Raw genomic sequence first — 17197 nt, forward strand, 5'->3', positions numbered from 1 at the left:
AATGAACACATTTTCTGAAGTCTATAAAACGCTGAGGAGACAGAACCGGAAACAATACCTGCTGCTGTTCGGCTGCCTGTTTTTTTCCGCCCTGCTGATCTCCTCCTATATCTCCATGATGTACTCGCCCACGATCCTCACCGTTTTGCCGGAAGGCGGAGACAGCCGGAAGCAGGTGATGATGATCTTCGTTCTGACCGCCATCGGATGCATGGTCTTTTCCCTGTACGCGGCCGGCCTGTTCTTCCGGCAGCGATCCAAAGACACCGGGATCTTTCTGGCCCTCGGGGCAGACAGAAGGCTTCTGGCCATGCAGGTCTTAAAGGAAATGTGCCTGCTCCTGGCCCTATCCTGCATCTGCGGCATTGTACTGAGCATCCCCTTTACCAGGGGCCTGTGGACGTTATTCCGGCTGCTGGTTGTAGACACGGAAGAAATGACGCTGTTTTTAGATCCCCGGGCTTTTGTCTTTACACTGGCATTTTCCCTGATGATCCTCTTCCTGCTGCTGTTCACAGGATACCGTTCCATCCAGAGGATCAGCGTCATTGACATCATCCACGAAAGCCACAGGTCAGAACCCATCCGCAGCGTGCCGAAAAGCTATGGGAAGCTTGGGATTGCCCTCCTGTGCGCAGGTGTTTTTCTCGGATACCAGGGCCCTTCGTTTTTCATGTCCGTCTTCCACTGGAATCCGCCGGGCGCTCTGTCGGCTCTCTTATATCTTCCGGCCCTGACCGGCCTGTACATGATCCTTCTGCATACGGTCGTAAACGGATGGAGGCAGAGTACGCACCGCTATAAAAACCTGGTGTCCGACAGCCAGATGAAATTCCAGGGCCGGCAGACCGTGCAGACCCTTCTGGTCATGAGCATACTGATCGCAGGCGCTTATTTCGCGTCCTTCTATACCCCCGTCACAGGGACGGGCTCCGCTGCGGAGTACAGCTTAAGGCAGACAGACTTTCTCTACCGCTTCCGGATGGACCAGAAGATTCCTCGAAAACCGGAAGTACAAACACTGGCAGGCAGGTATGATGTAGAGATCACGGATTGGACCGATATCCCGGCAATCCGGCTGGGAGTGGACGGAATGGACAGAATCTGGACCCAGCAGGCCGTGGGCATGACGGAGGAACTCCGGTACCGAAGGCTGCTGTGTTCGGCGCTGTTTCTGCCGGAGTCGGCATACGCCAGCTATACCGGGGACGCGCCGGGGCTAAAGCCTGGAACACTGGGCGCGGTTTTCCGCGGGGACGCAAATCCGGACTCCTACAGTTCCCGCGATGTGTCACTGGTCACCAATACACTGTCGGGGCAGACCATGAAGGTCGATTCCATCGTCCCCTTAAAGCATGACACCCTTTTCGGATACTATGTGATGAACGACGAAGATTTTCTGTCCATGGAAACGGGCCTGAGTGAGGAATGGAAGGAAATGTTGTGCCTGTTTAACGTAACGGACTGGGAAAACAGCTATGATTTTGCCAAGGCTCTGTTTTATGACATTACAGACCATTCCGATCAAAACGTAGAGCTCTACCGAAGCTGGGACCCGGTCGTAAAGCAGATTGACGATCACGAAAAAGGCTTTTATTTTCTCGACCCGGAGCATATAGAGGATCACGGATTCGAAAAAATTGATTATAACGAGCGGGACAGTTCTGCGTTCCGGCTGAACTGGGAATATATGCCCAAGTTCCGGATTCTGGACAAACAGGATTTTTTGAAGACATTGGCTGTCTATTTCATGCTTTTCATTTTTATAGCCATTGTATGTTTCGCAGCCGTGTTTGTCATCGCCTTTACCAGGACTATGACCATCGTGCTGTCCGGAAGGCTGGTCTATGAAGACCTGCGGCGTCTGGGCGCCTCCGATCCCTATCTGTATCATACGGTAAGGGATCAGGCAAAACGCGTCTTTCTCACACCGGCAGTCGTGGGCACCAGCGCCATCTATTGCTTTTTTGCCATGATCCTGTATCTCAATGATCAGAGCTTTAGCCCCAGCGAGCTGACCGCTCTGTGGATCTGCGCCCTGGTGGCCGTCCCGGTCTCCCTGCTGTATTATGGAATCTACAGGGTCACGCTGCGCAAGGCGTGCCGGGTATTGGATATCCGCTGTAAAAAAGACTGAAACAGGGGGATTCGGTAAGTAGGTAAGTCCCTTACGGGGCTTACCCCTCTCAGAACCGGACGTGCAGCTTTCCCGCATCCGGCTCCCTGCAAAGCTAATACATCTACAACTATCCGTATATACTTACATAGATACGTGGTCGGACGAGTGGGAATTGTCGCATCAATTCCTTATATCCTTCCTTTGTATAGCTTCTTCTCTGGCTTCTTCTATTCAGCCAGTAGAATAACCGGAACCATACTACATTATAGAATGAGTTCAGGCTTCTTGAATTGTCAGTAATTCCGTAGTAATGATAGTAACCAGTTAAGATTTCATTCAGCTTCTTTACTATCTGGTTTATGCGTAGAAATCTCATATCTCTTATCGTAGCATTTATTTCCTTGCTTTTCTTTGCTAGCTTTTTCTTACTGGTCTTCCTCTTCACTCTGAACTTTCCCGTTCTTCCATGCGAACAGTAATGCGTGAATCCGAGGAATGTAAAGGTCTCCGGTTTCCCGTCTCCACGTTCTTTCCGGTTCCTTTCTGCAAATCGGCCGAATTCTATCAGCCTCGTCTTTTTCTCCTCCATTTCCAGTCCAAAGTGCATCATTCTGCGCTTTAAATATTCATAGAACATCTCTGCGTCTGTTTTGTATTGAAAGCAGACTACAAAATCATCCGCATATACCACCAGCCCTGCGTACCCTTTCATGATCGGCTGCATTTTCTCCTTGAACCACCACACCAGTACATAGTGCATATATATGTTTGCGATTACTGGTGAGCAGACCGAACCCTGTCCGGCTCCTTCCTCTGTCTCTTCATATCTGTAATCTTCCATGATTCCGGCTTTTAACATCCGGCGTACCAGCCTGATGATATTTGGGTCTTTTATTCTTGATTCTATGAACTTTATTATCCATTCATGGTCCAAGTGGTCGAAAAATCCTTTTACATCCGCATCCAATACCCAGTTTGTCTTTTCTTTTTCCAGCATTCCGTTCAGCTTTCTTAATGCCTTATGACAGCTTCTCCCTGGTCGGAATCCCATCATTTCATCATAGAAATGCGGCTCGAACACTGCTTCCAGTACTCGTCTCAATGCTTCCTGCACCAGTTTGTCTTCATAGCAATAGATACTGAGCGGCCGTGTCTTTCCGTTTTCTTTCGGTATCTCCACTCTTTTTGCTGGCTTGGGCTTGTACGCTTTCTTCTTAAGCTTTTCCTCTAATTCTTCCAGATTTTCCTCCAGCCTTGCCCCGTATTCCTCTTTGGTTATCCCATCGGTTCCTACTGCTTTCTTTCCGTCCATTTCCTTGTGGCACTCTTTTAATAATTCCTTATTTATCAAATGCCCTATGGACGTAAATACCATGTCTGGATGTTCGCCTGATAGTTGTGATATTCTCGCCAATTTCGTTTCCATAGCTCCTCCTGTCTCTGCGTACAGTCTATGTTTCCTCTTTGATATGACTTTGCATGGCTAGCCTGCGAGGACAGGCATTTCTCGACTTCCACTGTATGTTTTACCGTGTACTATTCGGCCATCCGACTTCTGCTGACCATTTGCGGTTCTCCCTTCGACAGTTGTTCCGCATACCAGATGTACGCAACTCATCTGGAACCAGACAGACCTCCTCCAGTTGACTTGAAATCCTTGATTGCATGACCAACCTCAAAACTCCGGGGAAGCAACTGTATTCTCGCTCTTAGTGACTACAGTTATGTTGCTTTCAGTGTATAGGAGCACCTCTGCCTTCCCACTTTCATTTTCATATCGAAGCTATGTGCAGTTATGCCCTGCAATCTCGCTGTCTACGCTTAGCAGACAACATCTCTGCTGTCTACCCAAGACTCGCTTGGTGCGGTATAGCTTGTACCTTACACCGTAGGACTTTCACCCACCGAATTCCAAGCCCTTAGCTGGGCGCACGGTAAGTAGGTAAGTCCCTTGCGGGGCTTACCCCTCTCAGAACCGGACGTGCAGCTTTCCCGCATCCGGCTCCCTGCAAAGCTAATACATCTACAACTATCCGTATATACTGACATAGATACGTGGTCGGACGAGTGGGAATTGTCTCATCAATTCCTTATATCCTTCCTTTGTATAGCTTCTTCTCTGGCTTCTTCTATTCAGCCAGTAGAATAACCTGAACCATACTACATTATAAAATGAGTTCAGGCTTCTTGAATTGTCAGTAATTCCGTAGTAATGATAGTAACCAGTTAAGATTTCATTCAGCTTCTTTACTATCTGGTTTATGCGTAGGAATCTCATATCTCTTATCGTAGCATTTATTTCCTTGCTTTTCTTTGCTAGCTTTTTCTTACTGGTCTTCCTCTTCACTCTGAACTTTCCCGTTCTTCCATGCGAACAGTAATGCGTGAATCCGAGGAATGTAAAGGTCTCCGGTTTCCCGTCTCCACGTTCTTTCCGGTTCCTTTCTGCAAATCGGCCGAATTCTATCAGCCTCGTCTTTTTCTCCTCCATTTCCAGTCCAAAGTGCATCATTCTGCGCTTTAAATATTCATAGAACATCTCTGCGTCTGTTTTGTATTGAAAGCAGACTACAAAATCATCCGCATATACCACCAACCCTGCGTACCCTTTCATGATCGGCTGCATTTTCTCCTTGAACCACCACACCAGTACATAGTGCATATATATGTTTGCGATTACTGGTGAGCAGACCGAACCCTGTCCGGCTCCTTCCTCTGTCTCTTCATATCTGTAATCTTCCATGATTCCGGCTTTTAACATCCGGCGTACCAGCCTGATGATATTTGGGTCTTTAATTCTTGATTCTATGAACTTTATTATCCATTCATGGTCCAAGTGGTCGAAAAATCCTTTTACATCCGCATCCAATACCCAGTTTGTCTTTTCTTTTTCCAGCATTCCGTTCAGCTTTCTTAATGCCTTATGACAGCTTCTCCCTGGTCGGAATCCCATCATTTCATCATAGAAATGCGGTTCGAACACTGCTTCCAGTACTCGTCTCAATGCTTCCTGCACCAGTTTGTCTTCATAGCAATAGATACTGAGCGGCCGTGTCTTTCCGTTTTCTTTCGGTATCTCCACTCTTTTTGCTGGCTTGGGCTTGTATGCTTTCTTCTTAAGCTTTTCCTCTAATTCTTCCAGATTTTCCTCCAGCCTTGCCCCGTATTCCTCTTTGGTTATCCCATCGGTTCCTACTGCTTTCTTTCCGTCCATTTCCTTGTGGCACTCTTTTAATAATTCCTTATTTATCAAATGCCCTATGGACGTAAATACCATGTCTGGATGTTCGCCTGATAGTTGTGATATTCTCGCCAATTTCGTTTCCATAGCTCCTCCTGTCTCTGCGTACAGTCTATGTTTCCTCCTTGATATGACTTTGCATGGCTAGCCTGCGAGGACAGGCATTTCTCGACTTCCACTGTATGTTTTACCGTGTACTATTCGGCCATCCGACTTCTGCTGGCCATTTGCGGTTCTCCCTTCGACAGTTGTTCCGCATACCTGATGTACGCAACTCATCTGGAACCAGACAGACCTCCTCCAGTTGACTTGAAATCCTTGATTGCATGACCAACCTCAAAACTCCGGGGAAGCAACTGTATTCTCGCTCTTAGTGACTACAGTTATGTTGCTTTCAGTGTATAGGAGCACCTCTGCCTTCCCACTTTCATTTTCATATCGAAGCTATGTGCAGTTATGCCCTGCAATCTCGCTGTCTACGCTTAGCAGACAGCATCTCTGCTGTCCACCCAAGACTCGCTTGGTGCGGTATAGCTTGTACCTTACACCGTAGGACTTTCACCCACCGAATTCCAAGCCCTTAGCTGGGCGCACCCTATATAGAAAAAAAAAAAAAAAACGGCAGGAACCGGGAAATTTGTTTTGGTTCCTGCCGTATCTTTTTATCTTCTATCCGCATATGGAAAAACTTCCAGGGCTTTAGCTCTCCTAGGACAGGCCGAACTTCATCCTGGCCGCCACGGCCAGATACTGGGCGGTGGCCTCCACCCCCATGGTGTTGCTGTCGATCAGGATGTCCTTATATTCCTTGTCTTCCGCCAGGTATCCGGAATACTCCAGGGAGTAGGAATCCCGCATCTCATCGATCTCACGCAGGGCCTTGCGGCTGTCCTCCTCCGTGCGCCCAAGCACTTCCATACAGTATTGAAGCCTTGCCTTATACTCTGCAAAGATGTAGATATGCAGGGCGTTCTCTTCCTCGGAAAGTATATAGTCCGAACAGCGCCCGACTACCACGCAGCTTCCCTTCTTCACCACACGTTTCATAAATTCCGACTGCACCTCGAAGATCTCGTCCTGGGTACTGCTGCTGTTTCTTGCCATCGCAAACGGAATCCGGGTGGCCGGCTGGGGCTGGCGCACGGCCGTCTCCTCTTCCCTCTCCACCACATCCTCCGGGATCGACAGCTCCTCCGCGGCCTCCTGAATCATCTCGCCGTCATAGCAGGGAACCCCCAGGATCTCGCTCAGGCGCTTTGCAATCTCGCGTCCATGGCTGGCAAACTGTCTGTTCACGGTAATCACAAATCGGTCCATCTATGTTCCTCCATTCTTCACTCCTAAATACGCTTGCTGAAACCCCGCTGTATATTTTACAACATTCCCGGAAAAATCACAAGAACAAAGTGAATACAAGCTACATGACAGCCCCCGTAATCATAAATCCCGCAATCGCCAGCACGCACGCGATGACATTATAAGGAAGCTGGGACAGGGCATGCTCCATGCTGTCGATTCCCGCGCTCTGGGCCGCCAGAAGGGTGGCGTCCGAATAGAAGCAGGCATGGCTGCCGAAGGTTCCCCCGGAGATCACCGCCGCCATGATCAGCACAGGATTTGCCCCGATCACAGAACCCAGCGGGAATACGATGGGGGTAATGATGGAACTCATGCCCCAGTCCGAGCCGGTGGTAAACGCAAGAACCGCCCCCAGCGCAAACACCATGGCTGGAAATATGGCCGGAAACAGGAGGGGCTCGGTTTTTTCCACAATATACTCCGTCATGCCCATTTTCCCGCAGATGTCCTTCAATACAAAGGTCACCAGGAGCATGGTCAGTACCGGCAGCATATCGCTGAACCCCTGGATGGTGTTGTTCATAAATTCATCCACCGTAAGGACTTTACGGGGAACATAGAGTACAAAGCAGACCACCAGCGCCACCACCACAGACACCAGGATATCCCCGGTTGCCACCGCCAGCCCTACCAGCACTCCCATGGGGATCAGGAAGTACCAGATATTGCCGTCCGTATCCTGGTCATACACCGTCGCGTGGTTGAACTTCCGGCTGAAGTCCGAATACACCTTTCCCGTCTCCTCCACTCTCCGAAACGCCTTCTTCATGGGCCCCAGCTTCGGCATGGCCCCGACTGCGAACAAAAAGACAAAGGCCAGCGTGATAATCGGGTAAAAGCAGAAGGGGACTGCTTTCAGATAGGCCGCCATGGGAGAAGTCACCCCCATCGCCTTCACACTCTCCTGCTCGAAAAACAGGTTGGCATAGAATACCGCCCAGGTGGAAATCGGCAGGAGCACGCATACAGGCGCCCCGGTGGAATTGAGCACATAGGCCAGCGATTCTCTGGGGAGCTTCCTGTCATCGTAGATCTTCTTCATGCAGGCTCCGATGGACAGCACGTTCAGGTAATCATCCACAAAGATCAGGATTCCCATGATATATGTGGTGAGAAACGTTTTTTTGTCGCTGCTGCATATTTTCGCCAGGTATTTGGAAAAGCCGAAGCTCCCTCTGGAGGCCGTAAGCTGCGCGATCAGCGCGCCGAACAGCAGGCACACCAGAAAAACCCAGACCTCCTCCGCAAGCATTTCCTGTAATACCACGCACCACTGCGCAAGGAAATTCCCCTGAAAGGCAAAAAATGCAGCCACAAGGGAGCCCAGCAGCATACACTCCACCGTTCTCCTTGTCTTGATTGCCCCTATAATAATACAGACAGTTATTATGATTGCGATTAATCCTTGATCCATAGGCTTCTCCAATCGTCTTTTATGAATCCCGGCATCTTCCCTTGCAGACCCCGGTCGTTTCGAAAATGCAGAAAAGGGCGTATCGGGAAAAAATGTTTTGTTTTTCCGGGACGCCCTTTCGTAAATACATATTTTTAAGGAATTATGGTTAAGTCATGTCAGCAGTTCCAAACCAATTCATAAGCCGTACAGCTTCCGCGCTTTTGTTTATGCGAATGTGATCACTGTTCCGGTCTTTCCTTCCAGCGCATCGATGGCCTTGTCCAGACTGGTGATGATGGCTTTCTTATTGGGATAGGTGCGGGCAAATTTCATGGCAGCTTCTACCTTCGGAAGCATGCTTCCCGGTGCGAACTGGCCTTCCTCTACATACTGCGCCGCCTCTGCAAGGCTCATGTGATCCAGGTTCTTCTGATCCGGCTTGCCCCAGTTGATGGCAACCTTCTCCACCTCGGTCAGGATCATCAGCGTATCTGCATCTACCTGCTCTGCCAGCAGTTCCGCCGCAAAGTCTTTGTCAATGACAGCCGCAACGCCTTCCAGGGTTCCGTTCATCTTTTCCACAACCGGAATCCCGCCGCCTCCGCAGGAGATTACGATGGAGGAATCCCACAGGTTCTTGATGGCTTCAATCTCTACGATCCTCTTCGGAATCGGAGAAGCAACCACTCTTCTCCAGCCTCTGCCTGCATCCTCTTTCATCGAATATCCCTTCTCTTCCTGCAGGGATTTCGCCTCTTCCTCTGTGTAGAAGGGGCCGATGGGTTTTGTCGGATTGGTAAATCCGGGATCTTTTTCATCTACGATCATCTGGGTCGCAACCGTCAGTACAGGATAATTGATGTTGCGTGTATTCAGCGCATAGCGCAGCGCCTGCTGGATGTGGTATCCGATATAGCCCTGGCTCATAGCGCCGCATACGTCAAAGGGCATAGCCGGGGTCACATCCTTTGCGGTCTCCGATGCAAGCAGGATTCTTCCTACCTGAGGCCCGTTGCCGTGTACGATGGCTACCTCATATCCCTGGGAGCAGATATCCGCGATCCTCTCACAGGTATTCTTTACGACTTCAAGCTGTCCCTCTGCTGTCGGTGCACTGTTCTTTGATTGAAGGGCATTTCCGCCCAATGCGATTACAATCTTGGACATTTGATTCACCTCTAACTGTTTTTTCTATTTCAATGGATTAGTTGATTCCTCTGTCAGCCATGAACTTCTCAAGACGCTCTTTTGCCGCTGCGATCTGAAGCTCTGACGCTGCTTCTTCTCTCTGATACTGTGTCAGGTATACCAGAAGTCCTCTCATTGCCGTCAGACGGTTTCCAGCCTCATCCCAGCAAAGTGAAGAATCAGAATCCGCAACTTCGTCTGTCACATCCTCGCCTCTGGTTGCCGGCAGGCAGTGCATGAACTTGCATCCGATGTTTCCAAGGCTCATCAGTTCTCTGTTTACCTGGTAGTCGCCGAATACGCGTACACGCTCTTCCTTTGGCATCTCGTTTTCATACAGGCCGTACCATACGTCTGTGTAGATGAAGTCAGCGCCCTTTACATCCTCTCTGTTGTCAGAGGTCAGGAAGGTTGCTCCGCTTTCCTTGCAGTTCTCTTCGATCTTAGCCAGGCATGCTGCGCTGGGGCTGTCCTGAAGCTGATGTCCCTTCGGTCCGTAGTGTACGAACTTCATGCCCAGCTTTGTGGTGATCATTGCCAGGGATGCGCAAACCTGTGTCGCGTCGCCTACGAATACCACCTTGCAGTCTTCCAGTTTCTTTCCTCTCGGCAGGTTCTCTACGATGGTGCAGAGGTCGCCGATTTCCTGGGTCGGATGGTTGTAATCGGACATTCCGTTGAGTACCGGGATGGAACATGCGCTTGCCAAGTCTACAACTGTCTTATGCTCAATTACACGTGCCATCACTACATCGATCAACTGGGACAGTACCTTACCTGTATCGCCGATGGTCTCGTGTCCGCCTAACTGGATCATGCCAGGTCCAAGGTACTGTGCGTGTCCGCCCAGCTGTTCCATAGCAGTCTCAAAGGATACACGAGTTCTTGTGGAGGACTGCTGGAAGATCATTCCCAGTGTCTTGCCCTTCATGAGCGGCGGATTGTAACCTGCCTTGATGCTCTTCTTGATCTCCAGGGAAAGGTGGATAATGTCAAGCAGTTCTTCCTTTGTGAAATCCATTGTGTCGATGAAGTGTCTTACGCCATTTGCATACATAATTGTAATCTCCTTTTTCTTTTAAATTTATTATTTTTTTAATTGGTATCTGTATGATGTTTCCATTGCCGCGGGCAGGCCTGCCCGCGGGCCTTGTCATATATTCAGGTTGATTAAGCCTTCGGCTGCTGCTGTGTGATACAGTGGATGTTTCCGCCGCCATAAGCAACTTCTGTTGTCTGCACGCCTACGATCTTGCGGTCCGGATAGATTTCCTGCATCTGTTTTACTGCAAGCTCATCATTCTCATCGCCGTACTGGGGCAGGATGATGGCTCCGTTTACGATCAGGTAATTCAGATAAGAAGCGATGGAAATCTCGCCTTCTTCACGCGGAATTGCGCCCTCTGAATAATCGATCGTGTCTGCGTCCTTCAAGTAGCAGGGCTCTTTGGTCATGCACAGTTTATGTACTTTGAGCTTGCGTCCCTTTGCGTCTGTCTGCTCGCACAGGAACTTATAAGCATCCTGCGCCTGCTGATAGAACGGATGGTTCTCATCGTCTGTATAAATACATACAACCTCACCAGGAGCGACAAAGCAAGCCACGTCGTCGATATGTCCGTTGGTCTCATACGGATCGATTCCGTCTTTTACCCAGATTACTTTCTCTGCATTCAGATAATCTTTGAGGATCTGCTCTAATTCCGCCTTGCTCTTGTCCGGATTTCTGCTTTCATGGAGCAGGCACATCTCTGTTGTGAGAACTGTTCCCTCTCCGTCTGTATGGATGGAGCCGCCTTCCAGGACGATTCCCGGCCTGTAGCTGTCAGCGCCTGCAATCTCACACATCTTGCGTGCGATCATAGCATCCTGATCCCATGGGAAGTAAAGTCCGTCGATCAATCCGCCGTAAGCGTTGAAATCCCAGTCAACCGCTCTTAAGCCGCCCTTGTCATTGATCAGGAACGTAGCGCCTGTATCACGAATCCAGGAATCGTCGTTGGTCATTTCGATGATGCTGATATTATCGGTTCCTCCCAGACGCGCAATTGCATTCTCATACTGTGCAGGAGGTACACACATCTTCACCGGTTCAAATTCCGCGATTGCTTTTGCTACGTTGCAGTAAGCTACCTGCGCAGGCTTTGCGCCCTGACGCCAGTTGTCGTTTCTCCATGGCCACAGCATCCATATGCATTCCTGCTCTTCAAATTCTCCCGGCATACGATAGCCGTCCTGCTTCGGAGTGGTTCCTTCAATTCTCTTTGCCATTTTTTTTCATCCTTTCTTTTATTTATATATTTTTAAGTCCTTGTGCGGGACTTATTTGCACTTAGCAATTCTTCTTTGACTCCCCGCGCCGCGCGGCACATGACACGGCACGGGACCAAATATCAGCTATACTTCATTTTTTTTGCACCAGGCAGCCTCTTAAGGGCCGCTTACGTGCGGTTTGTTTTACTCTTTGCCCTTCATCCGGATGATGATTTCACCGAGTACGATGAAAATGATCGCTCCGATGGTGATCGGAAGTGTTGCTGAAAGCGTATCCGGATCAAAGGACAGTGGAACTGCCGTAAAGATGATGGATACGATGATCAGGATCATCGGGATGTATGCCAGCAGTGTCAATCCGATTCCGCTTCCGGGAACACGGAACGGTCTCTCCGTATCCGGATCCTCCTTGCGGAGTTTCAAAAATCCCGGGAATACCGGAATGTATGACATCAAGAACATTACCAGGTTCAGTGCGAAGAAGCTCCAGAACAAATCCTGGTTCGGGATAAACGGCGCTGCAACGACTACGATAGAAGCAACCACTGCTGTCGTCATGATCCCGCCTACCGGCATGTTGTTCTTCGGATCTCTTTTTGCGAAGATCGCAGGCATGTCTCCATTCTCTGCCGCTGCCGCTGCACCTTCGTGAACGCCTGTTGACCAGGAGATCATATTTCCAAACAGGGTCAGGCCGAATAAAACTGCCACCGCGGAGATGAAGATTCCGCCTTCCTTGCCTGTCAGAAGCATAAACGCATCGATCATTCCGCTGTCGGTGCTGACCTCAGATGTAGGAATCGCCGCTCCGATCCCAAACGCGGAGAACATATAGATGGCCGCAATCGCGATACCGCCTATTACAATCGCCTGGGGGATCTGCTTCTTCGGGTCTTCCATATCATCGGACATGGTACAGATTACTTCAAATCCAAGCATATTGAAGATGATAACGGAGATGAAGGATAAGCTGTCCAGGTCGAAAGAAGGCAGCAGATTGGAAAATGTAATCGGATTTGCCATGCCGTTTTTCGCAATTCCCATCACTCCGAAGATACCAACGCCGATTGCCAGGATCACCTTGATCGCCGCGGAACCGTTCAGAATCCACACCGCATCTGCGGTAGGAGTCCGAGCGATCAGTGCTACGATCCATACAAATGCAAGTTCTATAATGATGGCTGCAATGGTATTTAACTCTTTCCCGGTAATCACCGCGTATAAGTCCGGAAACATAACTGCAAGTGATGCTGTCCACAGCGGGAAGTTGATCCAGTAGTACCAGGATACTCTTGCCCCCATCCTGTGGCCGTATGCCGCGGATACCCAGTCATAAAGTCCGCCTCCATTATCATAGGTCGTTCCCATCTCCGAGGAGATCAATCCATATGGAAGCAGGAATAATATGATCATGAAGATCCACCAGAAGTACTGTGAGTTGCCGATCGCCGCTACAGGAGCAGCCGCTTCTGCTACGAATACAACACAGATGACTGTGAGTATGCAGCTCAGCATACTAAATTTTTTCTTTTCGCCCATTTGCCAAGCTCCTTTCTCTTTCGGAACTCTTCTATAATAATAAGGAAGATTCTGCGGTATGCCCATTTTATTAAATCCGCTCATTTCCTCTATATACTTATGAAGCGTTCCTCATTCCTTATTTAGTTGTAAATGTGCCGCGGGCATTTGCAATGCCCTTTAGTGCGCAGCCCCTTCTTAATCATTTCCGTCTTTCCTGAAATAGAAAAGCGGCTGCTTTGTTTCACCGCTTGGTGCGGTTGTTATGATGGTATTCTAGCACGTAAAAAACAGGTTTAAAATAGCCCTTTTGGGTTAGTTTTTTTATTTATTTTGTGAATATCACATATAAACTCTTCTAAACTTTTGTGCAATTTGCACATTTCAAAATCAGTCCCGTGCCATTCTCTTGAAAAAAGGATTTACTCTCTTTTTCTTTTCTGCTATACTAAGGTCATGCCCATTGCCAGAATATTTTAAAAAGGTGGCATTTCACTATGGAAGTCTTATTATTGATCTACAACTTATTGCTGCAGATCTTATATTGCATCCCCGTGGTTTATGCATGGATACTTTTCCAGCATACAAGGAACTATTTGTATCTGTATATTACAGGCTTATTTTTCTTCTATTCCGTTGAGAACGTGATCATATTCATCACAGAATTTGATAGCACGTTCGCAAAATTTTATGACACGACGTTCATGTCCGTCCCCACGGCGCGGACAATTATTTTTGTTGCCGTTCTTCTGTTTCTGCTCCTGATTACAGCCTCCATCTTAAAGGAAACCGTCAATTATCTCTTGCTGTCCCTCCTGGGCCTTATCACCCTCTACATGCTGTTTATCCCCATGATGAAGGACAGCGCCATGAAGGTGTTTATTTATTATACGCCCTGTCAGATTTTTTCGTTTTTAATCGGTATCTATGGAATGAGACGGCTGAAATCGCACCCGGAACACTATGACGAAACACTCAGGAAGCGATTTCACCGGGCTTTTTTCTGGACTGCCGTATTCTCGATCCTGATCATTGTGGAAGACTGGATCGTCATATTCAATTTTGATAATTATGGGGTCACCGGCATCCGTATCACAAACCGAAGCTTTACCGAAAACCTGATGAGCATCTACTTCGTATATACTGCGCTGCGCATCTTAGGGCCCTATCTGCGTTCTTTCATGGTGTCCTCTGCCGGAAATGCCCAAACCCAGGCGGTTTTGGCCCAGGACATGCCGTCCGGACAGGATGCCGATACAGGACCGGGGGCAGATTCTTCAGAATACGTACCAGACGGAGCATCCAATGGGCCCGCCCCAGCGGAACCCTCTGCACAAATTCAGGAGCCGCCGCTGGATGCCGGCTTTCGCTCTCCGGGTGCATCCCCGGAAGACGCCTTCTCTGAGAGGGCAGACTATTCCAAGTTCTATCTGTTCAGCAGGGACTACCAGCTCACGCCAAGGGAGCAGCACATCCTGCAGCTTCTGCTGGATAATAAGACGAATGTGGAGATTGCGGACGACCTGTGCATTTCCATCGGCACCGCCAAGGCGCATGTGCACAATATCTTTGCCAAGGTAGAGGTGAAGAAACGGCAGCAGCTTTTAGACGTGTATGAGAAATTCGGATAACCGCTTTTTTTCCGTCCGGTACGGCGCAGCAGCCTGCGCCGTACCATTTACTGTATTTTCATATCAAATCAGATCTTTTCTTTCCGCATTGCTGACGGACAGTACCGCAAACACAAAGGAAACGGCTGTCAGAATCATTGGAAACACCGCATTGGCCGACATCGTAAAATCTCCCACATTGGCCTGGGTCAGAAAAATCAGTAAAAACGAGGTGACCACCGCCGCCTTCGAAGATTTCGCAGCCAGCCCCACAAACAGCGCAATAAAGCTCATACTTACGATTGTCACGGATTTTAGGATCAGTTGGATATAAAACGCCAGGCTGCCCATGTCAAAATCAATGGCAAACGAGGACTGCATGGATCTTGCCCCGAAAAACACCCACAGATAGATCGCCAGCTTTGTCAGCGTCAGCGCCAGAAAGTTGAAGATCCAGACCGCGATCATCTGGGACGCCAGTATCTTCTGCCGTTTGATGGGATAGGAAAACATCACAGCCCCCTGTCTCCTTCCAATCCCAAAAGAAAACAGCAATATTCTCTATTAATACCTTTTTATCTTTTTATACATGATCAGCCAATTCTTTTTGCAGTTTCCTGATATTTCTTCTGATTTTTCTGCATATCCCGTAATTTTCCGGTATATAGCTGATAATACATCCCCTTTTTTGCCAGCAGACTATCATGGTTTCCCCGTTCCACGATACGCCCATGATCCAATACCATGATCACATTCGAATTTTTGATCGTGGAAAGCCTGTGGGCAATCACAAATACTGTTCTTCCCTGCATTAACTGATCCATACCTTCCTGTACGATTTTCTCCGTCCGTGTGTCGATACTAGAAGTCGCTTCGTCCAGTATCAATACCGGAGGATCCGCCACTGCTACTCTGGCAATCGCCAGGAGCTGGCGCTGTCCTTGAGAAAGGCTTCCGCCGCTGCCCTTCAGAACGGTTTGATACCCTTCCGGCAGTTTCATGATAAAATCATGGGCATTTGCCAGTTTCGCGGCCCTTATCACTTCTTCTTCCGTGGCGTTTAACTTTCCGTACCGGATATTATCCATTACTGTTCCTGTAAATAAATGTGTATCCTGCAGGACAATTCCAAGGGAATGCCGCAGGTCTTCCTTCCGGATCTTGTTAATGTTGATCCCGTCATACCGGATCTTGCCGTCCTGGATATCATAAAATCGGTTCAGCAGGTTGGTGATCGTTGTTTTTCCGGCCCCCGTCGCTCCTACAAAGGCTACCTTCTGCCCCGGCCTTGCAAAAATCTCAATATCATGCAGAACCTCTTTGTCTTCCGTATAACCAAAGTCCACATGGTCAAAGACCACATCTCCCTGCATGGGCTGATAGGTGGTGGTGCCATCCGCTTTGTGATAATGCTTCCAGGCCCAGATCCCTGTTCTGCCTGAAACCTCCAGCAGGCTTCCCTGCTCGTCATAGCGGGCATTTACCAGCTTTACATATCCATCGTCTTTTTCCGGTTCTTCATCCAAAAGGCCAAAGATCCTCTCTGCTCCCGCAATCGCCATGATGATAGAATTCAGCTGCTGGGAAAGCTGGGAGATCGGCTGGTTGAAGGAACGTGAAAACTGCAGGAAGGAGGCCAGCGTTCCAAGGGTCATGCGGCCGCCAAAGATGGACAGGCACGCACCCGCCATTGCGATCACCGCATAGCTGACATAGCCAAGATTCCCGAGTACCGGCATCAGGATACTGGCATACCGGTTGGCATTGTTGGCACTGTCGCGCAGCTTATCATTCAATTCCCTGAATTCCTGTATACTGGCTTCTTCATGGCAAAACACCTTCACTACTTTCTGTCCTTCCATCATTTCCTCTATATAGCCATTCAGGTTGCCTACGTCTGTCTGCTGTTTTACAAAATAATATCCGCTTTTTGAGGATATAGTCTTCGTCGCAAATACCATGCAGATGACCATCACCACCGTGATCAGTGTCAGCGGCCGGCTTAAGGCCAGCATGGAAAGGAATACACCCACAATCGTGATCACTGCGGACAGCATCTGCGGTATACTCTGGCTGATCACCTGCCGCAGTGTATCCGTGTCATTGGTGTAGATGCTCATGATATCCCCATGGGATTTTGTATCAAAATAGCGAATCGGCAGATGCTCCATATGGCGGAACAAGTCATCCCTTACAGCCTTTAACATTCCCTGTGACACATAGATCATGACGAAGTTATACGCCCATGTGCAGAACACGCCGATGTAGTAGACTGCCGCCATTACAAGCAATGCCCGAAAAAGAGGCGCCAGGTCGGGCTGTCTCTGATTTACAAACGGCAGGATATAATCATCAATCAGATTCCTCATGAACAGGGTGCCGCCGATATTTGCAGCGGTGCTGACCACAATACAGAATGCCACCAACAGGCACTGCCATTTATACTGTTTCAGGATATATACGATCAGACGATTTAAGGTTGCGCCCATATT

12 protein-coding genes are annotated in these 17197 nt (G+C 48.9%); 2 read left to right on the forward strand and 10 right to left on the reverse strand.

Features of this window, described 5'->3' with window-relative positions; all coding sequences use genetic code 11:
- Position 1 precedes the first annotated feature (1 nt).
- Positions 2 to 2137, forward strand: coding sequence for an FtsX-like permease family protein (locus EBB54_RS10800; protein WP_125127432.1), 2136 nt, complete (start codon positions 2 to 4; stop codon positions 2135 to 2137).
- A 109-nt stretch (positions 2138 to 2246) separates the two neighbouring features.
- On the opposite strand, the gene ltrA (EBB54_RS10805) is transcribed toward EBB54_RS10800, so the two are convergent.
- From ltrA (EBB54_RS10805) to EBB54_RS10840, 8 genes are all read right to left on the reverse strand, one after another.
- Entirely contained in the window at positions 2247 to 3545 is a 1299-nt protein-coding gene (gene ltrA / locus EBB54_RS10805; RefSeq protein ID WP_004070134.1) for a group II intron reverse transcriptase/maturase, read from the reverse strand.
- A 603-nt stretch (positions 3546 to 4148) separates the two neighbouring features.
- A complete protein-coding gene (gene ltrA, locus EBB54_RS10810) occupies positions 4149 to 5447 on the reverse strand; it encodes a group II intron reverse transcriptase/maturase (RefSeq protein ID WP_004070134.1) in 1299 nt (432 codons plus the stop codon).
- Between the two features lie 621 nt (positions 5448 to 6068).
- Positions 6069 to 6677, reverse strand: coding sequence for a cytidylate kinase-like family protein (locus EBB54_RS10815; protein ID WP_125127433.1), 609 nt, complete (start codon positions 6675 to 6677; stop codon positions 6069 to 6071).
- A 100-nt stretch (positions 6678 to 6777) separates the two neighbouring features.
- Complete coding sequence (locus EBB54_RS10820; protein WP_125127434.1) at positions 6778 to 8133, reverse strand: Na+/H+ antiporter NhaC family protein; 1356 nt, start codon at positions 8131 to 8133, stop codon at positions 6778 to 6780.
- A gap of 207 nt (positions 8134 to 8340) precedes the next feature.
- Positions 8341 to 9282, reverse strand: a complete 942-nt coding sequence (arcC, locus tag EBB54_RS10825) for a carbamate kinase (RefSeq protein WP_004078751.1) — start codon at positions 9280 to 9282, stop codon at positions 8341 to 8343.
- A 37-nt stretch (positions 9283 to 9319) separates the two neighbouring features.
- The gene (gene ptcA, locus EBB54_RS10830; RefSeq protein WP_125127435.1) at positions 9320 to 10360 is read right to left on the reverse strand and encodes a putrescine carbamoyltransferase; all 1041 of its coding nucleotides are present in this window, start codon (positions 10358 to 10360) and stop codon (positions 9320 to 9322) included.
- 113 nt (positions 10361 to 10473) lie between these two features.
- Positions 10474 to 11574, reverse strand: a complete 1101-nt coding sequence (aguA, locus tag EBB54_RS10835; protein WP_004078748.1) for an agmatine deiminase — start codon at positions 11572 to 11574, stop codon at positions 10474 to 10476.
- Between the two features lie 186 nt (positions 11575 to 11760).
- A complete protein-coding gene (locus tag EBB54_RS10840) occupies positions 11761 to 13116 on the reverse strand; it encodes an APC family permease (RefSeq protein WP_125127436.1) in 1356 nt (451 codons plus the stop codon).
- A gap of 476 nt (positions 13117 to 13592) precedes the next feature.
- Here EBB54_RS10840 and EBB54_RS10845 point away from each other — a divergent pair, with 476 nt between their 5' ends.
- Positions 13593 to 14726 carry a helix-turn-helix domain-containing protein gene (locus EBB54_RS10845; RefSeq protein ID WP_205128753.1) on the forward strand — a complete coding sequence of 378 codons (1134 nt, stop codon included), beginning with the start codon at positions 13593 to 13595 and terminating at the stop codon, positions 14724 to 14726.
- Between the two features lie 63 nt (positions 14727 to 14789).
- On the opposite strand, the gene EBB54_RS10850 is transcribed toward EBB54_RS10845, so the two are convergent.
- Positions 14790 to 15221: a hypothetical protein gene (locus tag EBB54_RS10850; protein ID WP_243127625.1), complete on the reverse strand. Its 432-nt coding sequence runs from the start codon at positions 15219 to 15221 to the stop codon at positions 14790 to 14792.
- A gap of 77 nt (positions 15222 to 15298) precedes the next feature.
- The gene (locus tag EBB54_RS10855; protein ID WP_125127437.1) at positions 15299 to 17194 is read right to left on the reverse strand and encodes an ABC transporter ATP-binding protein; all 1896 of its coding nucleotides are present in this window, start codon (positions 17192 to 17194) and stop codon (positions 15299 to 15301) included.
- Positions 17195 to 17197: the final 3 nt, after the last annotated feature.

It is taken from the genome of Schaedlerella arabinosiphila (assembly GCF_003885045.1).
Lineage (GTDB): Bacteria > Bacillota > Clostridia > Lachnospirales > Lachnospiraceae > Schaedlerella > Schaedlerella arabinosiphila.